Raw genomic sequence first — 23242 nt, 5'->3', positions numbered from 1 at the left:
GGCGGTTACACTGCCCGCTTTCCCGCCGCGGGCAGCGCCGGGGGAGCCGCGTAGGCGCCCTGTGGCCAACTGGAGCGGTGTCAGGTGTCGGCCGGGTGGCCGGCGTCATGCGATTCGAAGGAGGCGGTCTTGGCGACCGAGAAGATCAAGGCGTACTACGTAGCCAGCACACATTGGGACCGGGAGTGGTACGAGCCGTTCCAGGGGTTTCGTTACCAGTTGGTACGGCTGATGGACGAGTTGCTGGACACGATGGAGCGTGATCCGCGGTTTCGGTGTTTTCAGACCGACGGGCAGTCGATCATCCTCGAAGACTACTTGGAGATCCGTCCGGAGCGGACGGCGCAGGTGCGGCGGTTCACGTCCGAGGGGCGGCTGCGGGTTGGCCCGTGGTACACCATGCCGGACGAAAATCTGGTCAGCGGTGAATCCTTTGTTCGAAACCTGGAGGAGGGGCTGCGGGTTGCGGCGGACTACGGCAACATGTCGCGGGTGGGCTTTATCTGCGACATGTTCGGCCATGTGTCGCAGGTGCCGCAGCTTTTCCGCGAGTTCGGGTTTGATTGCGCCTTCATTTTCCGCGGGGTGAACGATGTGACGCACGGGGGGGCGTTTCGCTGGCGTGGTGCCGACGGCACCGAACTGGCAACGTACCGTTTCGGTCCGCGCGAGGGGTACTTCGACTACGGTGCAAACATCCGAAAGGCGTTCAAGCACGATGTGCCGTTCGACCTCGACACGGCCGCACAGGAACTCGTCGCCTACACGGCGATGCAACGCGACCGCACCGGGCTGGACCTGGCGCTGCTGTTTGACGGCGGCGACCACATGCCGATCGAGCCGCAGACCGGCGACCTGCTGGCGAAGGTGCGGGCACTCGCACCGCACATCGACATGCAGCACACGGGTTTGGAGGAATTTGCAGCGGCGCTGGCGGTCCGCAGCGCTGACCTCCCGCAGGTGTTCGAAGGTGAACTGCGGAATGCCGGGCTCGAGTTGACGGATGGGAACTGGGTGATTCCGGGTGTGTTGAGCAGCCGGGTGCGGCTGAAGCAGGACAACCGGGCGCGGGAGACGGAGCTGTGCGCGTGGGTCGAGCCGTTCTCGCACATGGCGGAACGGCTGACAGGATACGCATATCCACACAGTTACATCCGGCGCGCGTGGCGCTACGTGTTGGAAAACCACGCACACGACTCGATCTGTGGCTGCAGCCCGGACCAGATCCACAAGGATATGGAGTTCCGGTTCGACCAGGCGCGGCTGATCAATGACAACGTACTGCGGCATGCACTCGACGCGGTTGCCACGCGCGTCGATCTGCCGGACCAGGAAGGCGAGCAATTCGCGCTGCTGGTGTGCAACCCGACTCAGGCGGAGATCAACGGACCGGTGGACCTGGAGTTGTGGTTTGATGAGAAAACCCCAAGCCGGTTCATGGAATTTTTCGGATACGAGGCAAAAGTGGGGTTCCGCCTGTACGACGCGGAGGGGGTCGAGCTGCCGTTTGACTACCTGACCTACCGGCCGCAGCGGCGGCGCTTCTACCGGCCCTGGAGGCGGATTCCGATCGGGCAGGAGTGCATCGTGGTGACGGTGGCGGTGCCGTTGAAGATCCCGGCCTTCGGCTACACCACGTTGACGTGCAAGCCGGTGGCGGCGCCGACTCGGCACCCAGTGGGGACGCTCATCCGGGGGGATCGTATGCTGGAGAACGAGCACCTGCGGGTGACAGCCGGGGCGTGCGGTGTGCTGGCGCTGTATGACAAGCGTACGGGCCAGACCTACGACCGGCTGCTGGTGTTCGAGGAGCGGGCGGATATCGGTGACGGTTGGTACCACGGGGTAGCGGTCAACGACCAGATCATTTCGTCAGCGGGAGCGCACGCCGAAGTGGCGGTTGTGGAGCAGGGGGCGCTCAAAGCTACCCTGCGGATCACGAACCGGATGCGGGTGCCTGCGCGGTTCGAGTTTGACACGAAGATGCGGCGCAGCCCGGAGACGCGCGAACTGGTGATCGAGACGGACGTGACGCTGCGCGCCGGTGCTGATTACGTCGAACTGCGGACCCTGATCGACAACCAGGTGCGGGACCACCGTATTCGGGTGCTGTTCGAGAGCGGTGCCCAGACGGATACGTACCTGGCGGATTCACCGTTTGACGTGGTGGAGCGGGCGATCGCACTGCCGGCGGACAACCATGTGTATCGGGAACTCGCGACCGAGACACGGCCGCAGCAGAGTTGGACGGCCGTGCATGACCGGCAGCGCGGGCTGGCGATCGTGGCGCCGGGTCTCTTTGAAACGGGCGTCCGTGATGAGCCGCAGCGCACCCTGGCACTTACACTGCTGCGCGGTTTCCGGCGCGCCATCTTCACGGATTGCGAAGAGACGGGCGCACAAAGCTACGGTCCGCACGAGTTCAGGTATCGGCTTGTGCCGCTGGCCGGGGCGCCGGACCGGACGGCCCTGGCGATCCACGCGCAGCGGGTCGCCGGTGGTCTGCGGACTTCCCAGGTACTGGGCAAGCAGCAACCGCCCGCCGCGGAGCGGACACTTCCGCGGACCCACGGGGAGTTGAAGCTGACGCCGGGAAAACTGATTGTGACTTCATTTCGTCGACGCCCGGAGACCGACCAGCTTGAGCTGCGGCTGTCGAACGTGGCGGCTGAGACCGTGACTGAGGAGGTACGGTTGGCAGAGCGGCCCGTGGCGGCCATTCGGACGCGGCTGGACGGCCAGGAGGTCGAAGCGCTGCCGATCGGTGCGTCTGGTGAAGTGCGGGTCACGGTGGGACCCCGGAAGATTGCTACCGTGCTGCTCACGCTGCCTCCGCGCGTGGCGAAGGAGTAATCGCCATGATTGACCGTGGCGTGTATGCGCAGGTGCCGGCTGGGACGGAGTTGCCTGCAGCGGTGAATGCAATCGTGGAGATTCCAAAGGGGCGGCGCAGCAAGTTCGAAGTGGACCTGCGTACCGGGCTGATGCGCCTCGACCGCTATCTGTACTCGTCGAGCCACTACCCTGGCGATTACGGGTTCATCCCGCAGACGCTGGCGGAGGACGGCGACAACCTCGACATTCTTGTCATGGTGAACGAGCCGACGTTCAGCGGGTGCCTGATCCAGGCGCGCGTCGTAGGACTGTTCCGGATGGCCGACCGCGGCCAGAACGACTACAAGGTTCTGGCGGTGCCGAACTCGGACCCGCTGTTTGCGGAGTTCCGCGACTTGGGGGATGTTCCGAAGCACTTCCTGCGAGAGGTGGAGCACTTCTTCGCGACGTACAAGCTGCTCGAGGGCATCACGACCGAGACGTTCGGCTGGGACAACGCCGCCGCGGCGAGCGCGGAGGTGCATGCGTCGGTCGACCGGTTCATGGCGGAGCTGTCGCGACGCGCGAAGAGCCAGTTGGGGTAGCCGCGGGGGGCCTCACAGTCAGATCCGGTTGACCGCTGCCAGCGGTGCGGCGCGCGGTTCGGGCATACAGATCATCCACCGAGGAGGGGCACACTTGAGCGGGAGAGAGGTCGCAATCACGGATAATCTGACAAATGCAACAGAAATTCAGTCACAAGTTACAGCTTAGCTGAGTTGCTCCGACAGTTAGCAGAGCACGGGTGAAGATCATAACTTACTAAAAGGGATTGGCTTATATCGAAATAACTGGCCTGTTATTGAACAGGCGCAGAAAATGCTAGGTGTGATTCGGCAGCCGCCGTCGGATCGGTTAAGCCCTGGAGGCATTCAGCCGAGCGTCCTGCGGAGGTTGGCTTTCAGGAGCCCTTATGATCGAGTCACTGCACCTGTTGGGCGGGCGGGGCAAGAACGGGTCACCGGAGGCAGTTACGGCGGTCTCGCTGCGGATGGGCGATGTCGTCAGCATCGTTGGCCCGACGGGATCCGGCAAGACGACGTTAATCAACGATCTGGAGCTGTTCGCGGACGGCTCGACACCCTCCGGCCGGCGGGTGTTTGTGAACGGAGCGCCACCCGATCCAGTGTTCCGTGAAGATCCGGCGCGGCACCCGATCGCACTGATCACCCAGCATACGAGTTTCCTGTCGGACCTGCCGGTGGCTGACTTTCTCCGCATTCACGCTGAGATTCGCCACACCGGAAACGGTGCGGCGACAGCCGTGATCGACGAGACGCTGGCATTTGCCAATGAGCTCACGGGCGAACCGGTACGTCGCGATGTGGGTATGACGGAACTCTCCGGTGGCCAGACGCGTGCGCTGCTCATCGCCGATGCCGTCATTATCGGAAACGCCCCCATCGTGTTGCTGGATGAGATCGAGAACGCGGGGATTCATCGCATGCGGGCCCTGGAGTTGCTCCGGCGCTACCGGAAAATCTTCGTATTTGTCACCCACGATCCTTATATTCCGCTGCTTTCGGACTATCGCATCGTGATGGCTGGTGGTGCCATGACCAAAGTCATCCACAGCGGTGCGGCCGAGCGGGGTCTGGCCGAGCGGGTGCGCGCGGCGGACGATGTGATCGCGGGCTTCAGGGAGCGCATCCGGAGCGGCGGTGAATTTACCCTAAAAGAGCTGGAGGAGGTGGCATGAAGCTCGCGATCTGTGCGGGACCGGCAACTTGCGGCAAGACGGCGGTGTTGCGACACATCATCCGCAAACTGCGCGCGCAGGATCACGCGGTGGCTTTCCTGAAGATTGACGTGCAATACGCGGACGAGGATACGGAGCTGGCGCGGGAGTTTGGCATCCCGACCAAGAAGGTCTATTCCGGGGAGCTTTGTCCCGACCACTGCAGTGTGATGGTCCTGGGTGAGGCGTTGACCTGGGCTGAGAAGCAGGGGGCAGAAATTCTGCTGGTAGAGACGGCGGGCTTGTGTCTGCGCTGTGCACCCTACGTCGACGGCGGCCTTGGCGTGGTGGTGCTGGAGGCGACGAGCGGGATGAATCTGCCGCGTAAGATAGGTCCGATGCTGAGTCTGGCGGACGTGGCCATCGTGACGAAGATCGATCGCGTCTCTCAGGCCGAGCGGGAAGTGTTCCGGGCCCGGATTCTCGATGCCGCGCCCGGTGTGCGGGTGCGCGAAGTAAATGCTTTGCATGGCATCGGCATCGATCCGCTTGTCGGTTACGTGTTGCAGACGGCGGATGTGTCCGGGGACCTTCTGCTCCGTGGCAGCCCCCCGGTCGGCACCTGCACCATCTGCGTTGGCAAACGGAACATCGGTTGGCAGGCGCACTTCGGCGTCGTACGCCCGCTCGAAGCGCAGACGTTCTACCGGGGGGAATAAACGTGTCCGCTGTGCGCGTCTACTGCGACCACGCCGCAACCACCCCGCTCGATCCGCGCGTCCGGACGGCCATGGAGCCATTCCTGGGCGACGGCTGTGGGAACCCTTCCAGTCTGCACACAGAAGGGCGCACGGCGCGGGCCGCTGTGGAGCGCGCCCGCGCCCAGGTTGCGGCGCTGGTCGGTGCATCGCCGGACCAGGTGGTCTTCACCAGCGGCGGCACGGAGGCCAACAACCTGGCGCTGACAGGGGTATTGACGGGTGCGGCCGGCCGGCCGTTCAGAATGGTCACGAGCACTATCGAGCATCCCGCCGTGCTCGCAACGACGCGGGCACTCGTGCGACGGGGCGCTGCCCAAGTGATGACGGCAGGGGTGAATGCGGACGGGGTGGTTGAGGTGGAGGCGCTGCGCGCTGCGCTGCTACCCGAGACGCGGCTCGTTTCCGTCATGGCTGCCAACAACGTCACGGGGGTGTTGCAGCCAGTCGCCGAAATCGCAGCGGTCGCCCATGCACACGGTGCGCTCTTTCACACCGATGCTGTGCAGGCGGTCGGCAAGCTGCCGTTGAACTGTGAGCGCGATGGTTTCGACTTGCTATCGGTTTCGGCGCACAAGCTCCATGGTCCGCAGGGGGTGGGCGCGCTGATCGCGCGCGCAGATATCGGCCTGGGTCCGGTGCTCCACGGCGGGGGTCAGGAACGCGGCCTGCGTTCAGGAACCGAAAACGTTGCCGGGATCGTGGGTTTCGGTGCCGCTGCCGAGATCGTCCTCCGCGAGCGTAGTGACGAATCCGTCCGGCTCATCGCCATGCGGGATCACTTGGCCGACGGGATCCGGCGCGTGCTCCCCGAGGCGTACCTCATCGGCCACCCCTTTCGCCGGTTGCCTGGGCATCTCTGCATGGGTTTTGCCGGTCTGGAGGGCGAGAGCATCACGCTGCTGCTGGCCCTGGATGAAGCCGGTTTCGCGGTCTCCACGGGAAGCGCGTGCAGTGCACACCGGGCCAGTGAACCCTCCTACGTCCTGCAGGCGATGGGCTTCGACGCGTTTCGGGCTCGCGGGGCTCTGCGCATTACGCTTGGACGCTACAACACGGCTGCGGAGGTGGAGCGGCTGCTTGAGACCTTGCCGGCGATTGTGAAGCGCCTGCGCCCGATCACACAACGCACAATGCGACCGATGGGAGTGATGGCATGACGACCGGAACGACTCTGCCGGGCCTTGATTGTGGGCTGTGCGGTTTCCGCCGCTGCGACGACTTCGCAAAACGTCTGGAAACCACCCCCGATTGGTTGGAGCGCTGTGTCCACCTCAGCCCGGTCGGCAAGCCGGCGGAACTCGCGGCGGGTACGGGATCCGGGCGCCCCGTCGTGGCTTCACGACCGCTGCCAGTACTTGACCCTGCTGAGTCCGAGCCCACCTGGCAGGACAGTTTGGGGCGGGACTTTGACTTCTACCTCGAGCATTTTCCCGAGGAGCCGGGGCCACGCGAGGCGATCCTGCCGCACAACCCGATGATCACGCGAGAAATGGATATTCGAGCCGGCGACCTGTTGATTGGTCGGCCGCTCGGGATGTCCTGCGGCTGCCCGATTACGCATTGCGGGGTTGCGATGGATGTCGACCAGCGGACGGGACTGATCAACTGGTGCGTCACGGGGCCGTTGCGGACGCGCGAGCAGGGCTTCAAGGATCTTGGCTACTATATTGCCGAGGCCTACGACGGGTTGATCCGCAAGACGCGGGCCGACGTACGGATCGGCATGCGCTACTACTTCCAACCGCGCATGTGCATGCTGCAGTGGCGCCACAGCGGGCTGGTGAATTACATCAACCGCACCGCCGATGGACTTCAGGTGCGGCTGGAGGGATTGTGGATTGGTTGAGGTCACCCGCGGTCACGGGTAGTTTCGACCGGTATGCTCGGGCGCTTGCGGGGTGTACGCCGCGGTGTCGCCGGCTCCACGGCTCCCCCATTGGGTTGCACGGCCAATCTGAAATTATGTAGTCCCATTTGACGGCCCAGGCGCAAGAACTGCGTCCGCAGGTACGTCCCATTTCTGCAGAATAACGCTTGTCTGGATTTTGATATCCCATTATATTCTTGACCGTTCGCACTGGCGGGCCGCGCACTGTTCGGGCGCGGCTCGGAGACCCTTGCCGGGTCTTTGCGGACTGGCCGATGACATCCACAGGGCCGCGTACCGAGGGCTCACCGGCGCAGCGGAGTACGTGCGATGGATCCGACGATCGAGATCGCGTTATGGGTCGGGCAGGGGCCGCTTTTTCGCTTCGCGATTGCCCTGGCATTGTTCGGGCTGGCGCGCGCGTTGTTGCTGCGGTTGTCGGACGCGGTCGGCGCTTGGGTCTCGATGCCCGACCGGTCCGAGTTCCGTCGCCGTTTGCGGCTGCGGTGGGTGTGGTGGCTGGCACCGACGACGATCCTGGCACGCGCCGGGCACCTGCCGACGGTTGCCAGCCGGAGCTACCACGCCTTGCTGATGCTCGTGGGGATCGTGTTCCGCGTGACAGCGGTGCTCGTGCCGGTGTTCATGGTGGCGCACGTGACGTTGTGGGAGCGGGGGCTGGGACTGGCCTGGCCGACGCTGCCGGTCCGGCTGGCCGATCGACTCTCGATCGTGGTCCTGGTCAGCGGGTTCGTGCTGTTCCTGGGACGGTTGTATTCGCCGGTGCTGCGGGGGATCGAATCGCCGTGGTCGTTTCTGAACCCGCTCCTGGTACTGATTCCGTTCGGTACGGGTGTGCTCGCGCGGCATCCCGCCTGGTGCCCGGTCGACTACTACGTCATGATGGTGCTGCATACCTATAGCGCGGCGTTCATCCTGGCGCTGCTGCCATTTATCCGCCCGCTGGCGACGGTGCACACCCCGCTGGTGCGCGTGGTGCCTGATGTCGCTTGGCAGCCGGAGCCGGCGCCCCCCGTGACCGCCACCGCCTGACGGGAGAAACCTGATGCTGCCGCTTCTGGACGATCACAAAACGTATGCGATCCTGACCGATACGACCCGTTGTGTGGGCTGCGAGGCGTGCGTCGGGGCCTGCGTGCAGACGTACCAGCTTGGGAACGACCGGGCCTGGCGGTGGAAGGAGCGCATCGACGACCTGTCTTCGTCGCGCTTCACTACTATCATCCGCCGGCCGGGGGGGCGCTACGTGCGGCAGCAGTGCCGGCACTGCGTATCGCCGGCGTGTGCATCGGCCTGCATCGTGGGGGCGCTGGAGAAAACCGAGCTTGGCCCCGTGATCTACGACGCGCGGAAGTGCATGGGCTGCCGCTACTGCATGATGGCGTGCCCGTACGGCATCCCGCGGTACTCGTGGGAGGAGCAGGTTCCCCTGGTCCGCAAGTGCATTCTGTGCTACGACCGGTTGAAGGAGGGTCTGCGACCGGCCTGTACGGACGCCTGCCCGTACAACGCGACGGTCTTCGGTACGCGGGCCGATATGCTGGCGGAAGCCCGGCGGAGGATCGCGGCCGAGCCGGGGCGCTATTTCCCCAAGGACGATCCCACCATCTTCGGCGAGCACGAGGTCGGTGGAACGGCGGTGTTCTACCTTTCTGATATCGACCTCGGACAGGTGTTGCCGTGGCGGCCGAATCTCGGCAACGAACCGCTACCCACGCTGACGTGGGCGGCGCTGTCAAAGGTTCCGCCCATCGCTGGCGGGGTCGCAGTGGCCATGGGGGCCGTGTACTGGATCATTGGCCGGCGCATGAAGCTGCAGGCCGAGGCCCAAGCCGCGCACGCGGCGGGGGCGGTCAAGCATGACGTGGAGCCGCCATGCACAGAGTGATCGGCCGCACCAATCTGGAGCGGGTGAAAACCATCCTGTGGGCGATCATGGGCGTCTGGGTGGTCGTGACGGTGGCGCGTTTCGCGCACGGGATGGGGGCCACGACGGGGCTGACAGACGTGGCCCCCTGGGGTTTCTGGATCGCATTCGACGTGATGGCCGGGGTGGCGCTGGCGGCCGGTGGCTTTGTCATCGCGGCAGCGGTCTACATCTTCGGGATGGAGAAATACCATTCGCTGGCGCGCCCGGCCATTCTGACCGCATTGCTCGGCTACATCGCGGTGGCAGTCGGCCTGTTGTACGACCTGGGCATCCCGTGGCACATCTGGCACCCGATGATCTTTCCGCAACACCATTCGGTGCTGTTCGAAGTTGCCATGTGCGTGATGCTCTACCTGACGGTGCTGTCGCTGGAGTTCTCGCCGGTAGTGCTGGAACACCCGTTGTTTCACCGGCCGTTCTTCCAGAAGCTGCTGGTGCTGATCAAGAAGCTGACGATTCCGCTGGTGATCTTCGGAATCGTGTTGTCGACGCTGCATCAGTCGTCGCTGGGCTCGCTGTTTCTGATCCAGCCGTTCCGTGTTCATCCGCTGTGGTACAGCCCGATCATGTACGTGTTGTTCTTCATCTCGGCGATGGCGCTGGGACTGATGATGGTCACGCTCGAGGCGCTGGTGTCCGCGTGGCTGTTCGGACACCGGGTGCGAACGGACCTGCTGGCGGGGCTGGGCTTCCTCGCCTCGATCATATTGCCCGGCTACGCGCTGCTGCGCATCTACGACCTTTGGGCGCGCGGCATTCTGCCCGGCGCGCTGGACGGATCGTGGCAGGCGGGGCTGTTCCTGTTCGAGCTGCTCGTGAGCGCGATTCTGCCGGCCATCCTGCTGGCGCTCCCGCGTGTCCGGCGCAGCATCCCCGGGCTCGCAACATGCTCCGTCATGGTGGTGCTGGGCGTGATCGGTTACCGCTTCAACGTGTGCATCGTCGCGTTCGAGCGCCCCGAGGGCATGGCGTACTGGCCCACCTGGACGGAACTGGGTGTCTCGGCCGGTATCGTGGCCGCCGCGGCGCTGGTGTTCATCTTCCTGAACGAGAACCTGCGCATCGTGGAGGACCATGCCGACGGTCACGGTGCTGATCCGGGTACTGCGCCAGCCGAGGCCCATGCCGCGGAAGTGGCGGAGAAGGTTCGGTCAGCGGCGGCGGCGGGCTTGGCGGGCACGTTCAGCCCGGCGCTACGCCGGCATTCGCTGGTGTTTGTGATAGCTGGTGCGGTGGCGATCGGTTGTCTGCCCGAGGATGCCGTCTTCGGACCGTCCCCGCGGCCGGTACCTGTCACGGCATCGCGGAATGTTGAAGCGTTGGCAACGGCCGGAACCGCGCCGTTAAGGCGCGACTTTCACGTGGCCGGGCTGGCGGGCAATGTCCCCGCGGCAGCCGAGCCAGCGGCCGTACGTTTGATGATCATCGACGGCAACCGCGACTGGCGGTTTGTGCCGTTTCCACATGACGACCATATCACGGTGCTGGGCGGCGCCGATTCCTGCCGGCTGTGTCATCATCAGAACCTGAGCTTTGACCAGCAGTCGTCGTGTGCGAGTTGTCATCGCGACATGTACGAGCGCACCGATACGTTCGATCACGGGCTGCATGTGTATCGCCTGGGGGCAAACCGGAGTTGTGCGGTGTGCCATGGACAGGAGAGCGGACGAAAGTCGCGTTCGAATGCGCTGGCCTGCTGGCAATGTCACGGCGACATGGTGGTCAGTGGCTCGATCGTGCCCCCACACGAGGAACTGCTAGTCGGATATGCCCCGAGCTACTACGAGGCGATGCATGGGTTGTGCATCCGGTGTCACAGCCAGATCGCGGCGCGCGAACCGGTGCGATATGAGCATTTCGACCGCTGCGACGTATGTCATCGGGAGTTCCGTGACACCGATCATCGGCGCATGGCGCCCTACGTGCCGATGCCGCCGGGGCACACGCAGACCACCGGGATGAAACCCCGTTCGGAACCTGCGCCGATCCCCCCCATTCCGCTGCCGCCGGAGGCCGTCGAATGAGCCGCCCCGTCTCTGAACAGGCCGCCCATGCCAGTGGGCCGGCGACACTGCTCCGCTACGCTGCGATGACGCTGCAGGGGATCCTGCTGGTGGTCGCCGGGGTGACGTTGGTCGCCCTGATTGTCCCGTGGTACCGCGCGGCGCGGGAGTTCGAACCTTCGGTGCTGCCGCCGACGATGGAGGCGGTCGATTGGCATGCACCTGAAAGCAGCATCTACTGCATCGCGTGCCACCGGCAGGTGGCACCGGCCATGGCTGGCCTGGACGTCACGCGCGGGCACTCGCAGAACGTGGCGCTCAACCCGGTCCAGACGCAAGCCGTCGCAGACCTGGGAACGGTCACCGGCCCGGGCCATACGTTGATTTGCATGAGTTGCCACAAGCTGGAAGGCGCGGCCGGGGCCTACATGCTGGCCGATTCGCTGGTCGACAGCGCGTTGTGCCAGCGCTGCCACCCTGGGCACTATGCCCAGGGCACGGCCCACGATCTGCGCCTGACCGCGCCGGACGAGCCGAACCGTCTCGGGATCACCGCGGTGCAGGGTGGTCCGTGCAGCGCGTGCCATCTCGCGCACAGTTTCGCGCGGGAGATCGTGCCGTCTCCGCTCGACCCCGACGGATACTGTGTAAGCTGCCACGCCGACTATCGGGTGGCCGCCGCGCATGCGCGCGACACGATGGAGCACCCGGAGTCACACTGTCTCGCCTGCCACAACCCACACAATGCAGAGTACGGCAGTTTCTTGCGCGCACGGGCGTCGACCCTGTGCCTCGATTGCCACGGCGGCTTCGGTGGAGGGGTTGCGGCCGGTATGCATCCGCTGGGCCCGGTGGAACATCCGCTGCCGCCGCAGTTCGTTGTGGCGTCGGCCGCCGAGGGGGCGACGGCGAACGAGATTACGTGCTTGACATGCCACGCAGTACACCAGGCACCGGCCGCAGGACTGCTGCGGCTGCGTCCGGATGCGAACGACCTTTGCCTGGGGTGTCACGCCACCGATCTGGCGGCAGGTACGCTGCACGGTGATCTGCCGCGGCACGGTCAGAGCCCGCCCATGGCTGCGACCCAGCGCGACGTGGTGGCGCAGTGGGGTACGCGGGCTGGGCCGAACGGCGAGTTGTTGTGCTTATCCTGTCACCGGGTACATGGCGCGGTGCCGGCGGCCCAATTGCTGGCCGCAGCGCCCAACTACGGCGAAACGTGCGTCGCGTGCCATCCGCAGTCGGCCGCGTTGTACGGCACAGGCCACGACCTGCGCACGAACTTCCCGAACGACCCGAATGCCCGCGGCCACTCGCCGGCAGCTCATGGAGCGTGCAGTGCATGCCACCTGGCGCATGGCTATCCGCGCGAGCGCGTCATCACCGCGGGGGACGCGTTGGGGCAGTGCGTGACTTGTCACCGGGCGGACGGCCTGGCGGCGGCGCACCTGGCGGGGACGCCGGATCATCCGGGCACTACGTGCACAGACTGTCACGATCCGCACCGACCCATGCACGGTCAGTTCCTCACCATGGCGGCAGACGGGTTGTGCAAGTCGTGCCACAGCGACTACGCGCGCCTGGCGGGTGGCCCGCATGACCGGCGGTCGAACCCATCACAAAGGTGGCCGGCGGAGGCGCTGAACCATGCCGGGGCGTGCCTGCCGTGCCACGTACCGCACGGAGGCAAGCGCACCGACCTGTTCCGGTTCGGCGGGCCGGTGCCGAGCAGCAACCACGATGATGTGTGTTTGGTGTGCCATGCCGATGCGACGTGGCAGGCGGACTCAGGCGTGGCGGCACTCCACCCGCAGCGCGTCACCGCGGAACATCTACGCATCAATGTAGCGCTGGTTCCTACGGATGAGCATGGCGAGAAGCGCATGGGTTGCCGTACGTGCCACGATCCGCACGGGGCGGCGAGCCCCCCGCACCTGGCGCGCGTGGAACCGGGTGAGCACTCCGAGGCCCTCTGCCTTCGGTGCCATGTCGACAAGGAGCTGATGCGCTATACAGGCCACTCAGCGGAACGGCTCACCACGGCCGGGTTCGAGACCGAGTCATGCAAGCCCTGTCATGCGATGCATGCACGGCCGGGCGAAAGTTGGGGCACGGCGTTGTCACCGCGCTTCCTGCCGGCACCGCCGGTAGACCTGCCCATGGCTACCAGCCGGTGGCTACCGTGCCTGGCCTGCCACCATGCGGAGGGTCCGGCACCCGTGCGGCGCTACTCCGAACACCCCCCCGTGATCATGATGAACATCAACCAGCCGACGGATCCGGGCTACCTGCCGCTCTTCGATGCGGACGGGCACGAGGATGCGCAGGGGCAGGTCGTGTGTCGCACGTGCCATCTTTCGCATGGGCGTTTCGACCTGCTCGCACAGATGGATCAGCTTACGCTGGAGCAGCGCGAGGCGGTACGGGCGCAGGTGCGGCCGTTTGTAGCGCCGAACGCCTGCACGGCTTGCCACGGGGAAGATGCCCGGTCGAAGTACCTGTACTTCCACGAGACACCCCTGTCGACGCAGCCGGCGCCCGTGGCCGGGTAGCGGACCGACGTGCTGTACACCGTACGACCCCTCGCGCAACACTGGCACTGGACTGCACAAACTCTCGGGCCCGGCAACCGTTTTGCGGCGCTCTGCTGGACGGGGCGCGCCCGTGGTGCCGGGGGGGTCAGAGGGCTTCGAGTCGCAGCCGCAAGTCGCGGTCATGCAGGTCGCGCAGGAATTCATCGAGCTCGCCGGCGACCAGGATACGCTCAAGATCGTAGACGTCCTTGTTGATGCGGTGATCGGTGCAGCGGTTCTGCGGGAAGTTGTAGGTCCGGATGCGTTCGCTGCGGTCGCCGGAGCCGACCATCGTCTTGCGTTCGCTGGCGAGCTTGCTCTGCTGCTGCGACTGAAAGTGCTCGTAGACGCGCGAGAGCATGATGCGGCGCGCTTTAGCGCGGTTCTTGTGCTGGCTCTTGTCGTCCCGCATGGAGACGGTGATGCCGGTCGGAACATGCTCCAGTTTGATGGCGCTGGAAACCTTGTTGACGTTCTGGCCGCCGGGGCCACCCGCACGGCTGACGTGTTCGATGACGTCTTTTTCCCAGTTGATCTCGACCTGGATTTCCTCGGGTTCGGGGAGGACGGCGACGGTGGCGGCGGAAGTGTGGATGCGGCCCTGGGCCTCGGTCTTGGGGACGCGCTGTACCCGGTGCCCACCGGCCTCGAAGCGGTAGTGCAGGTAAACTTCTTCTCCGGTGATGTTGAGGATGGCTTCGCGGAGACCGCCCTGTTCGCCTTCGCTGAGCGAAAGGACTTCCACCTTGTAACCTTGGCGCTGCGCATAGGCGGTATACATGCCGAACAGATCCCCCGCGAAGAGCGCGGCTTCATCGCCCCCGGTGCCGGCGCGGATCTCAAGGATGATGGAGCTGATCGCGGCTTCGTTGCCGGTGACAAGGCGCTCCTGCATGGTTTTCAGGAGCCGCTCGCGCTTCGCCTCGAGCCCGGGAATTTCGGCTTCGGCAAGCTGGCGCAGCTCGGGTTCGGACTCGTCGGCCATGAGCTCGAGTGATTCGTTCAGCTGCTCGGTCGTACGGCGATACTCGCGGAAATGCCGGGCAATCTTCTCAAGCTCGCCGTGCTCGCGGGCGAGGCGCGTCATCATGGCACCATGGGCGGCGACTGCCGGGGTGTTCATCTCAGCGGAAATTTCATCGCTGCGTGCCACGAGTTCTTCAACGCGCTTGAGCCATGCGGGCTCCTGCACCTGCTTGACGGACATGTCGGGTCTCCCAACGTGTGGAACCGGAATACGGTTGCGGCCGCGCGGACAGAAGGTCGCGGACGTACTGCCTGAACGTGGGGCCGACTAACGATGGGGTGGATGACGAAGCGGGTTCACGAGCGTGCAATCCTAGTCTGGTTCATGCAACCGGGGGGCTTCCGTGCCTGTCCCCATGCTCCTATGATCCTCCCGCGGGGAAAGTTTGGCAATGGCCCGCGCGCCTGGTCCGGGAGGTGACTCGTTCCACCCCGGCTCGGCCCCGGCCGCAGGAAGCGCTATGCCCCCGTCCGCGCAGGAGATCGTCCACCTGGACAACGTCGTGAAAGTGTACCGTCCCGCCATTGGGGTCGAGGTCCCCGCACTCCGGGGAGTCTCGTTCTCCTTTCAACGCGGGGAGTACGCGGCCATCGTGGGGCCGTCGGGGAGCGGCAAATCTACGCTCCTGAACATCCTGGGTTGTCTCGACCGGCCGACTTCGGGGACCTACTGGCTCGACGGGCGTGATGTCTCGCAGATGGACGACGATGCGCTCTCGGACGTGCGGGGGCAGCGGATCGGGTTCATCTTTCAGAGCTTCAACCTGATCACGACACAGACGGTGCTGGAGAATCTGGAGACGCCACTGTTCTACCAGGGGCGCCCGCCACGAGAGCGCCGCGATCTGGCGCTCGCCCTGCTCGACAAGGTGGGTCTCGCCGATCGCATTCATCACCGTCCGCATGAGCTGTCGGGCGGGCAGCAGCAGCGCGTGGCGATCGCTCGGTCGCTCGTGAACGACCCGGCTATCGTGCTGGCGGATGAGCCGACCGGGAACCTCGACAGCCGCACGGGACAGATCATCCTTTCCATGCTCGATGAACTGCACGCCGAGGGGCGGACCATCATCATCGTGACACACGACCTCCATGTGGCCGAGCGGTGTCAGCGAATTGTCGAGATTCGGGACGGGCTGATTTCGCTGCGAAAATAGGGGGCGGGAGATCCGCGGCTGTAGGAATTGGCGCAAGTGATGGGGCACCGCGGTGCATTAGGAATCTAGGGTGGGACGCTTGGGGGGATCCTGTTCCAGCCGCTGTCCGCGTCGCCGGACCGCCTCTCGCAAGAGGTATTCGATCTGGGCATTGACGCTGCGCAGATCGTCGGCAGCCCAGCGCTGCAGTGCGTCGGCGAGATCGGCGGGAATCCGCAGCAAGAGAGCTTTCTTCTTGTCGGCCATCGAAACCTTTCGACCGTCCTCGGCTACCTTTGTCGCGGGTGGTCCCAGGCCGAACCCCACTGTCCGTCGGCAGGGGATTCGGCCCTCCAGGACACGGGGCGCCTAGCTGTACAAAGTGCCGGTGTTGACGACCGGCTGGGCGGCCTGCTCGCCGCACAGCACGACCAGAAGGTTGCTGACCATGGCGGCCTTGCGCTCATCGTCGAGTTGCACGGTACGCTTCTTCTCAAGCTGCTCGAGGGCCGTCTCAACCATGCCGACGGCCCCCTCGACGATACGCAGGCGGGCTGCCACGATCGCCTCCGCTTGCTGGCGTCGCAGCATCGCACCGGCGATTTCGGGGGCATAGGCGAGGTGGCTCAACCGGGCTTCCTCCACCACCACTCCGGCCTTGTCGAGACGCTCCTGCAATTCACGCTGCAAGTCGCCTGACACTTCGTCCATACTGCCCCGTAACGACAGTTCGTTCTCTGCCCCGCTGTCGTAGGGGTAGCGGCTGGCGAGGTGACGCAAGGCCGATTCGCTCTGGATGTGGACGTAGTCCTTGTAATCATCCACATCGAAGGTGGCTTGTGCCGTGTTGTGTACACGCCATACCACCACGGCTGCGATCTCCGTCGGGTTGCCGCGCTGATCGTTGACCTTGAGGCGTTCGGTGTTGAAGTTGCGAGTACGGAGCGAGAGCTTCTGCTTGGTCATAAGCGGATTGGCGTAGTGGAACCCGGGCTGCCGGACGGTGCCCTTGTAGGCACCGAACAGCAGCAGCACGGCGGCCTCGTTGGGCTGGAGGGTGAAGAAGCCGCACCAGAGCAGTAACAGGATGAGAGAGCAGAAGATATTGGCGACCATGCCGTAGGCCGGATGCATGAACGTGTCGAGGGTGTGTTCGCTCAACGCCCGCCCGAAGTAGTAGTAGCCGTATCCCACCAGTAGAGTAGACGCGATCATCAGTAGCAGAATGGGCCAACCACTGAACGTGCGAAATTCGTGTTCCTGCGTCATGCCGGTCTCCTTCTCTGTGGCACGCGCCTCGCGTGATATAAATATAGTATCACATAGTTATTTAAGAGATATTATAAATCGACAATGTGGTTGGAATCGACGTATTCCGACATCCAGCGGCTGGCGGAGCAATCAACCCAGGAACTCGGTGGCGGCCTATGCAGGTGCCAGCCCGTTGCCGCCGCGATATCCTTGCAGCCATGCGGGTGCTCTTTCTCGTGCTCGGTCTCGCGCTGTTCATGCTGGCAATCTTTGCGTGGTCAACCTGGCGCGGCCTGCAGCCCGAAGGATTACACGCCCAACCGCCAGCCACCCCCAAGCTTCGTTCGCAGGAGGGGGGGGCGGGGGGCGTAGACTCCGAGCCGCAGGCCCCTGCGGAAGTCGGCCTGGAGGTTGCTTCCTCTGAGGCCCCGTGGCCGCCTGAGCCGATCGCAGCCCCAGAAAGTGAACTTCCTGCTGCGCAGGAAGGTTTCGGGCCGGTGGTATGGGCCCGCGATGAGGCCTCCGAGCTGCGCCGTCGCCTGCGTGATGCCCGCGCGGCGCTCCAGTCGGACCCGTTCAGTGCAGGGGCGCTGCGTGAACTTGCGAACGCGAGTGCGGCGGCCGGGCATTGGAGCGTCGCGGTACAGGCCCTGGAGCGCCTTCGGTACGTATTGCCCGAAGATGACGAGGTACGATTTGATCTTGGAGCGGCTCTGGTGCGGAGCAAGCGTTGGCTGGCGGCTACAGAAGTATTCGATGAGCTGACCACCCGGCGCCCACAGGATGCCAGGGTGTGGTTCAACTTGGCGATCGCGCGGCAGGAGGTCGGACACTTGCAAGCCGCGCGTGCCGCATGGGATGCGACCATTCAGCTTGCACCTACGGCGGAGGCGTTGGCTCGCCGCGGGGAACTGTTGAGTGACCTGGGTTTGTGGGAACAGGCGGTGGCCGATTTTGAGGCGGTGTTAGCCCGGGAGCCGGCTACGGTCGAGGCCGAACTGAACCTGGCTCATGCGCTTGCGGAGAGTGGCGCGGTAGAGGCGGCTTATACCCGGCTGCGTGAGATTTGCGCAGACTATCCCCAGCTTGAGCTCGCGTGGCGGCGCATGCTGCGCATGGGCCTACGGCTCTGGGGTGCGTGCGCAAAGGGGAGCGACCGGTGCGACCGGTTGGGTAGCGAACTGCGGGTGGCTTGCCAGCGGTTGCTCGTGTTGGCACCGGATGACACCGAGGCGACATGTGTCCTGGCAGAACTGGATGCGGAACGCTGAGGCGGACTTGGGGGAGTAAGAAGTATTGGACTTCAACTAGGCAAAGTGGGCCGCCCTGCAGTGGACGGCCCACACCGACAATCCATAATTTCAAAACCGGTTGACGTTCAGCGAACGCCGGAGCGCGGATCGAAGTCATGTGCACGGGCGCCGGAGGAGTCGGTGACGCGCCACACGAGTTGGGGATAGGGGGGGTCGAGATCTTCGCGCAAGAACACGTACTCGATGCGGCCACCGCGGAAAAACTCATTGCACTGGGCCGTGATTGCGGTGCGGCCTGACGGGGCCAGAACTTGAGCCGGCACACTGAGCCCGAGGCACTCGCAGCCGGTCCCCTGGATCTCCGAAGGAACACGGCGGCCGGAACCGACCCCCAGCGCTGTTGAACCCGTGACGCGATCGGTATCGTCAACGTAATAAAAAGCGTCCTGTTGGCATACCGGGTCGGCTGCGACCACCACCGCCTCGCTGCAGGGGGAAGTGAGACTGCGGCTGACTTTCAGGGCCTGCCCGCCCGCGGTGGTGCCTGGATTGTGGAACAAGATCAGGTCCGGGACGGGAACTGTAGCGCCCGCGCTATTGAAAAAAGTGTCAAAGGTTGATGTGGCCCCTTGTGCGGGCGCGATGGCCGAGCCGAGGCCGCTCGTGGATCCGGCACCGGCGCCGCGGAACTGGCCGCTGCGGTGAAAATAGAGCAAAGCGGGGCCCACGATGCAGTAGTTGCCGAACTCGCGCACCGCACCCGCTGGTATCGATTGATAGCCGAAAGAGGTGTAAAGAGCGATGTCGGTGGGGCAGACGGCGCCATCGGGGTATTCTTCGCTATTGACGAAGGCCACGAAAGCAAGGAAGTAGTGGACGAAGTCAGCACTGCTGTTCCGCATCGTGATGCGGACGAACTTCCGCTGCTGTGTCTCGTCACAGGGGTCCACAAAGCCGGAGGACGGGGTACCCACACTGGAACCGGGAGTGCGCCCGGTACCGACGGGGCCGACGATTACACCGCCGCTCGCGGGCGGAAAGAGGGGACTGAAGATGTCGAGCGTGTTCGCTCCGCCACTTGTGCAACCGGTCATAGCCGGCAGCAGGCACAGGCCCAAAGACACCCCGACTGCAATTCGCAGTACCCGCGCAACGCACAGAACGTGCTTCATACCAACTTCCTTGTGTGTCGATCCGCCGGGGTAACAGCATCGCCGCACACGGAAGCGTGCCGGGCCGACGGAGGAACCCAATCTCGCCGAAGTGTATCCCTCTGCCAGATTTCCGACAAGCTGTCGGCGGCACGTTACTCCGCAGGAACAGGGAAATCGCCCCGTAGCACGCCGACAATGATTTTGAATGCCCAGCCGGCCACGAAGAACACGAGAAAGGCCAGCAGCAGGCGATACGGTGTGAAGTACCACAGCCAGCGCGGCTCCGGCCACCGGCCACGCAGGATCGCCCCAGCGGATGTGAGTGCCAGCATGATGGTACCGAGCGCCATGAGGAGGCCGGCCGGCTGTGCCCAAAAAGCAGCAATCAACTGCCCGCGAACAGTGTAGGCATACGCGGTCGTCATGCCGCAGGTCGGGCAGGGGTAACCGGTGAGCTTGAAAGATCCGCAGCGGGCGGCCCCGAGTTGTTCGTGTGTACCATAGCCACGTGCATCGGGTTGCAGCCACACGGCGATGCCGAGCAGTGCCAGGCAAACGAGCAGGACCCCGGCGGACCACAGCCGTACGGTTGCCGGTGGCGTCGGTGCCAGAGGTGGCAGGTCCGACGGCCGGGCCGCTGCGTGCGACTCCTGCACGGGTCTTCCCGAAGACTGCGCCGGGTTGTCAAGCTCGGAATGGTCCACAGCGGAAGTTTAACGCGTCGGGCGGTTGACCTTCCGCGCGGTGGTTTCTTTTTTTCGCTGTGGCTTGCGCTCCTCCAGGACCTTCATGGCCTTCTTGAGATCAGAGACGCGGAAGATGCCCAGCGACTGGCCACCGGGAGCGCCGGTTGTGCAATAGGCATAGTTCACAGCGACGTTAGCGGTCGAGAGACGCTCGACGACGTCCGCCATGGCACCGGGGCGGTTCGGCAAAGTGGCTGTGATGACGACAGTCTCGGTTGTGGGAACGTTCAGTGACGCGAGACTCTGCCGAGCACGGACCGGGTCCGCGACGACAATGCGGAGCACACCGTGCTCGCTCGCATCCATCATGCTCAGGGCGAGGATGTTGACCTTGTCATCCGCGAGTTGTTGGCATACCTGCGCCAGAATCTTGGGCTTGTTGGCGAGGAACACGGAAAACTGCGTGTCTGTCTTCGTCGTCCCGTTGGTAACCGCCTTCATGAGGGGCTCCTTCTTCCAGCGGCGCACGGGCCGGGTTCCGCCTGTCCGAAAAGACGCGACGATCCCGGCCCGACCGGATCGCGTCGATCAGTTATGGAAGTGTCGCTGAACTAGGTTTATCATCTTCCGTGCGCACTCGCAAGAACGAAACCCGAACCAAGCGTTCTAAACCTCGGCATACTCCGTTCGTGGCGGCCCGTTCCGGATCAACCGGCCGGCCGGACTGGCAGCGAGCCGTTCTTGATACCGTACGAAGGTTTCGCGACCGGCCGCTCAAAATTCGGGCTTTGGCCCGGACCCTCGCCGTGGGCGAGGAGGACTATCCGGATTTCCGCGCTTTCATAGCGGGTCTCCTGGAGGAGGGGGTGCTGCTGCTCGGTGCCGGTCGTACCCTGCGCATCCCCGAAGAATCTGGAACGAAGATTGGTACATTCCGCTCTGGTCGGAACGGTATCGGCTTCATCGAGCAACCGGGCGAACCGCGCTGGTTCGTGGCGCGTCACCAGCGCGCTGGGGCTCGCGACGGAGACCGGGTGGCGTTTCGGCCACGTCGCGTGCGCCCGAGAGATGACCGCGGTCCTGCGGCCGAAGTGGTCAAAATCATCGAGCGTGCTCCGCTGCACTGGATCGGACTGGTCGAGCGGGTCGCCGGGTCACTGGTAGTCCTGCCACTGGAGCGGCACCTGCGCGACGAACTGCCAGTGCGGCCGCGGCGGGTGGTTGGGGGCAGTTACACCGAAGAGGCGGGTCCGTGGGTTGAGATCGTTCCAGTCGACGGTCAACATCCCGCGGAGGTCGGCGAACTGGTCATGGTGGAGATTTCGGAGCAGACGTTGCGCAGCGGGCGGTTGCGTGGCACGATCCGCGAGGTGCTGGGCAGTAGCGAACAGGCGAGCAGTTGGGTGCTCGCAGCCATCCGGCGCTTCGACTTGCCCGAACGCTTTCCGCCCGGTGTACAACAAGCCGCCAAGCGGGCCGCGACCCGATTCGACCCTGCCGATCTCAGCGACCGCGAAGACCTGAGCAAGCTCCTGACGATCACGATTGATCCGCCGGACGCGCGTGATTTCGACGACGCAATCAGCTTGGAGTCCCTCGCGGAAGGGCACGTGCGGCTGGGTGTGCACATCGCCGATGTTGCCCATTTCGTGCCTGTCGGCGGTCCCCTTGACCGAGAGGCGCGCGGGCGCGGCACGAGCGTTTACTTTCCAGGGCGGGTTGTGCCGATGCTGCCCGAGGGGCTCTCGAACGGTGTGTGCAGTCTGCAACCAGGCGTGGTGCGGTATACCCGCAGCGTCTTTGTCACGTACGATCGCGGTGCCCACGTGGTGGCGACCCGCTTCGCGAAGAGCGCGATCTGCTCGGCGGCACGGCTGACGTATGAAGAGGCCTCGGCGGTGCTCGCGGGTGAGCCCACAACATTGCCGTCGGCCATTCGTACTCTCCTGAGCCGGGCGGAGGCGCTGGCGCGCCGCATCCACCAGCGCCGCATAGCCGACGGCATGCTGGTGCTCGCCTTGCCGGAGACGGACATCGTGATCGAGCGGGATCGTGTGGCGGCAGTGCGTCCGGCGGATACCAGCTTCTCGCACACGCTGATCGAGATGTTCATGGTAGAGGCGAATGAGGCGGTCTCGCGTGCGCTGCGCGCCGCGGACCTCCCACATCTCCGACGGGTGCATCCGCCCCCGGATGACACTTCGGGCGAGACGCTTCAGCAACTCGCACCGCTCCTGGGTACGCGGATACCGACGCACATTTCACGCACCACGCTTCGCAAACTGCTCGATGAGGTGCGCGGCCGCCCCGGCGCCACAGCCGTGAACCTGTTGCTGTTGCGCATGCTTTCGCAAGCGTACTACGGGCCCGAGACGACCGGGCATTTTGCCCTCGCCAGCGACGATTACTGCCACTTCACATCGCCGATCCGTCGTTATCCTGACTTGACCGTTCACCGCCTCTTCGACCTGTTGCTCCGACGCAAGCCGGCAGGAAAGAGGAAGCGCTCGCCGGCGGCGGCCCTAAGTGATGCGGAACTGGCGGAGTTGGGATCAGAGACCAGCCGGGCGGAACGCAAGGCCCAGCAAGCCGAGCGCGAAGCACGTCAGGCGCTGCAACTCCTGGCGCTGCGGCCGCAGGTGGGTAGCACACTCGCTGGTATCGTGAGCGGCGCGGTGCCGAATGGGGTCTTCGTGCAACTTCAACCTACACTCGCAGACGCATTTCTGCCGCGCGGGGAGTTCGGACCGGACGATTGGTGGTATGACCGGCGAACGGCCACCTTTACCGCGGCGCGCGGGGGCCGCGTCATTCACCTGGGACTACCGGTGCAGGTGCAGCTTGCTGAGGTCGATATGCGTCGGCAGGAAGCCCGCCTGGCAGCAGTCCCAGGGGTTGTATTGGGAGTTGCGACTGTTGGGCGGTCACCACAGCCGGGCGCTCCTGCGCGTCGGAGCAAGCGGAAGTAAGCGACAAGGTGACAACCGTTCGTAAGGATACGTTTCTGTAACGGACCCATAAGCGTAGTG

At 64.6% G+C, this 23242-nt stretch carries 19 protein-coding genes; 13 read left to right on the top strand and 6 right to left on the bottom strand.

Annotated elements, in window-relative coordinates:
* The first annotated feature begins 129 nt into the window (after nucleotides 1-129).
* The 10 genes from IPM18_11705 to IPM18_11660 all read left to right on the top strand — a co-directional run bounded on the left by IPM18_11705 (nucleotide 130) and on the right by IPM18_11660 (nucleotide 13689).
* Nucleotides 130-2853 (top strand): glycoside hydrolase family 38, encoded by a 2724-nt coding sequence (locus IPM18_11705; GenBank protein ID MBK9120250.1) that lies wholly within the window; start codon nucleotides 130-132, stop codon nucleotides 2851-2853.
* A gap of 5 nt (nucleotides 2854-2858) precedes the next feature.
* Nucleotides 2859-3419 carry an inorganic diphosphatase gene (locus IPM18_11700; GenBank protein ID MBK9120249.1) on the top strand — a complete coding sequence of 187 codons (561 nt, stop codon included), beginning with the start codon at nucleotides 2859-2861 and terminating at the stop codon, nucleotides 3417-3419.
* A 368-nt stretch (nucleotides 3420-3787) separates the two neighbouring features.
* A complete protein-coding gene (locus IPM18_11695) occupies nucleotides 3788-4573 on the top strand; it encodes an ATP-binding cassette domain-containing protein (protein ID MBK9120248.1) in 786 nt (261 codons plus the stop codon).
* Nucleotides 4570-5271 carry a cobalamin biosynthesis protein gene (locus tag IPM18_11690; GenBank protein MBK9120247.1) on the top strand — a complete coding sequence of 234 codons (702 nt, stop codon included), beginning with the start codon at nucleotides 4570-4572 and terminating at the stop codon, nucleotides 5269-5271. The genes IPM18_11695 and IPM18_11690 overlap by 4 nt, the downstream gene beginning before the upstream one ends.
* A 2-nt stretch (nucleotides 5272-5273) precedes the next feature.
* Nucleotides 5274-6470 carry a cysteine desulfurase gene (locus IPM18_11685; protein ID MBK9120246.1) on the top strand — a complete coding sequence of 399 codons (1197 nt, stop codon included), beginning with the start codon at nucleotides 5274-5276 and terminating at the stop codon, nucleotides 6468-6470.
* Complete coding sequence (locus IPM18_11680; GenBank protein MBK9120245.1) at nucleotides 6467-7159, top strand: Fe-S cluster protein; 693 nt, start codon at nucleotides 6467-6469, stop codon at nucleotides 7157-7159. Before IPM18_11685 ends, IPM18_11680 begins: the two co-directional genes overlap by 4 nt.
* Nucleotides 7160-7510: 351 nt before the next feature.
* Nucleotides 7511-8233: a hypothetical protein gene (locus IPM18_11675; GenBank protein MBK9120244.1), complete on the top strand. Its 723-nt coding sequence runs from the start codon at nucleotides 7511-7513 to the stop codon at nucleotides 8231-8233.
* 13 nt (nucleotides 8234-8246) lie between these two features.
* Nucleotides 8247-9089, top strand: a complete 843-nt coding sequence (locus IPM18_11670; GenBank protein ID MBK9120243.1) for a 4Fe-4S dicluster domain-containing protein — start codon at nucleotides 8247-8249, stop codon at nucleotides 9087-9089.
* Nucleotides 9077-11155 carry a Ni/Fe-hydrogenase cytochrome b subunit gene (gene hybB / locus IPM18_11665; protein ID MBK9120242.1) on the top strand — a complete coding sequence of 693 codons (2079 nt, stop codon included), beginning with the start codon at nucleotides 9077-9079 and terminating at the stop codon, nucleotides 11153-11155. The genes IPM18_11670 and hybB overlap by 13 nt, the downstream gene beginning before the upstream one ends.
* Nucleotides 11152-13689 carry a cytochrome c3 family protein gene (locus IPM18_11660; protein MBK9120241.1) on the top strand — a complete coding sequence of 846 codons (2538 nt, stop codon included), beginning with the start codon at nucleotides 11152-11154 and terminating at the stop codon, nucleotides 13687-13689. The genes hybB and IPM18_11660 overlap by 4 nt, the downstream gene beginning before the upstream one ends.
* 127 nt (nucleotides 13690-13816) lie before the next feature.
* Here IPM18_11660 and prfA read toward each other — a convergent pair whose 3' ends face one another.
* Complete coding sequence (gene prfA / locus IPM18_11655) at nucleotides 13817-14917, bottom strand: peptide chain release factor 1 (GenBank protein MBK9120240.1); 1101 nt, start codon at nucleotides 14915-14917, stop codon at nucleotides 13817-13819.
* A 301-nt stretch (nucleotides 14918-15218) separates the two neighbouring features.
* Between prfA and IPM18_11650 the strand changes: the two genes are divergently transcribed.
* Entirely contained in the window at nucleotides 15219-15890 is a 672-nt protein-coding gene (locus tag IPM18_11650; GenBank protein MBK9120239.1) for an ABC transporter ATP-binding protein, read from the top strand.
* Nucleotides 15891-15947: 57 nt separating this feature from the next.
* Here the strand turns inward: IPM18_11650 and IPM18_11645 are convergent, their stop codons facing one another.
* Both IPM18_11645 and IPM18_11640 read right to left on the bottom strand, forming a co-directional pair.
* Nucleotides 15948-16136, bottom strand: a complete 189-nt coding sequence (locus tag IPM18_11645; GenBank protein ID MBK9120238.1) for an Arc family DNA binding domain-containing protein — start codon at nucleotides 16134-16136, stop codon at nucleotides 15948-15950.
* Between the two features lie 102 nt (nucleotides 16137-16238).
* Nucleotides 16239-17138, bottom strand: coding sequence for an SPFH domain-containing protein (locus IPM18_11640; protein ID MBK9120237.1), 900 nt, complete (start codon nucleotides 17136-17138; stop codon nucleotides 16239-16241).
* Nucleotides 17139-17296: 158 nt separating this feature from the next.
* Between IPM18_11640 and IPM18_11635 the strand changes: the two genes are divergently transcribed.
* Nucleotides 17297-18391, top strand: coding sequence for a tetratricopeptide repeat protein (locus tag IPM18_11635; GenBank protein MBK9120236.1), 1095 nt, complete (start codon nucleotides 17297-17299; stop codon nucleotides 18389-18391).
* A 107-nt stretch (nucleotides 18392-18498) separates the two neighbouring features.
* On the opposite strand, the gene IPM18_11630 is transcribed toward IPM18_11635, so the two are convergent.
* The 3 genes from IPM18_11630 to IPM18_11620 all read right to left on the bottom strand — a co-directional run bounded on the left by IPM18_11630 (nucleotide 18499) and on the right by IPM18_11620 (nucleotide 20714).
* A complete protein-coding gene (locus IPM18_11630; GenBank protein ID MBK9120235.1) occupies nucleotides 18499-19545 on the bottom strand; it encodes a hypothetical protein in 1047 nt (348 codons plus the stop codon).
* Between the two features lie 134 nt (nucleotides 19546-19679).
* On the bottom strand, nucleotides 19680-20183 hold the full coding sequence (locus IPM18_11625; protein MBK9120234.1) for a DUF2752 domain-containing protein: 504 nt from the start codon (nucleotides 20181-20183) through the stop codon (nucleotides 19680-19682).
* A 57-nt stretch (nucleotides 20184-20240) separates the two neighbouring features.
* The gene (locus IPM18_11620) at nucleotides 20241-20714 is read right to left on the bottom strand and encodes an amino acid-binding protein (protein MBK9120233.1); all 474 of its coding nucleotides are present in this window, start codon (nucleotides 20712-20714) and stop codon (nucleotides 20241-20243) included.
* Nucleotides 20715-21001: 287 nt separating this feature from the next.
* Here IPM18_11620 and IPM18_11615 point away from each other — a divergent pair, with 287 nt between their 5' ends.
* The gene (locus IPM18_11615) at nucleotides 21002-23182 is read left to right on the top strand and encodes a VacB/RNase II family 3'-5' exoribonuclease (GenBank protein MBK9120232.1); all 2181 of its coding nucleotides are present in this window, start codon (nucleotides 21002-21004) and stop codon (nucleotides 23180-23182) included.
* The last annotated feature ends 60 nt before the right edge of the window (nucleotides 23183-23242 follow it).

This window comes from Phycisphaerales bacterium, from assembly GCA_016716475.1.
GTDB lineage: Bacteria > Planctomycetota > Phycisphaerae > UBA1845 > Fen-1342 > JADJWG01.
The sequence above is the reverse complement of the archived record's forward strand: the minus strand, read 5'-3'. Positions and strand labels throughout refer to the sequence as shown.

Coding starts and splice junctions, on each gene's coding strand:
- IPM18_11700 (MBK9120249.1), top strand. CDS start 2,859: ATGATTGACCGTGGCGTGTATGCGCAGGTGCCGGCTGGGACGGAGTTG.
- hybB (MBK9120242.1), top strand. CDS start 9,077: ATGCACAGAGTGATCGGCCGCACCAATCTGGAGCGGGTGAAAACCATC.
- IPM18_11675 (MBK9120244.1), top strand. CDS start 7,511: ATGGATCCGACGATCGAGATCGCGTTATGGGTCGGGCAGGGGCCGCTT.
- IPM18_11695 (MBK9120248.1), top strand. CDS start 3,788: ATGATCGAGTCACTGCACCTGTTGGGCGGGCGGGGCAAGAACGGGTCA.
- IPM18_11645 (MBK9120238.1), bottom strand. CDS start 16,136: ATGGCCGACAAGAAGAAAGCTCTCTTGCTGCGGATTCCCGCCGATCTC.
- IPM18_11660 (MBK9120241.1), top strand. CDS start 11,152: ATGAGCCGCCCCGTCTCTGAACAGGCCGCCCATGCCAGTGGGCCGGCG.
- IPM18_11635 (MBK9120236.1), top strand. CDS start 17,297: ATGCAGGTGCCAGCCCGTTGCCGCCGCGATATCCTTGCAGCCATGCGG.
- prfA (MBK9120240.1), bottom strand. CDS start 14,917: ATGTCCGTCAAGCAGGTGCAGGAGCCCGCATGGCTCAAGCGCGTTGAA.
- IPM18_11680 (MBK9120245.1), top strand. CDS start 6,467: ATGACGACCGGAACGACTCTGCCGGGCCTTGATTGTGGGCTGTGCGGT.
- IPM18_11640 (MBK9120237.1), bottom strand. CDS start 17,138: ATGACGCAGGAACACGAATTTCGCACGTTCAGTGGTTGGCCCATTCTG.
- IPM18_11630 (MBK9120235.1), bottom strand. CDS start 19,545: ATGAAGCACGTTCTGTGCGTTGCGCGGGTACTGCGAATTGCAGTCGGG.
- IPM18_11670 (MBK9120243.1), top strand. CDS start 8,247: ATGCTGCCGCTTCTGGACGATCACAAAACGTATGCGATCCTGACCGAT.
- IPM18_11620 (MBK9120233.1), bottom strand. CDS start 20,714: ATGAAGGCGGTTACCAACGGGACGACGAAGACAGACACGCAGTTTTCC.
- IPM18_11690 (MBK9120247.1), top strand. CDS start 4,570: ATGAAGCTCGCGATCTGTGCGGGACCGGCAACTTGCGGCAAGACGGCG.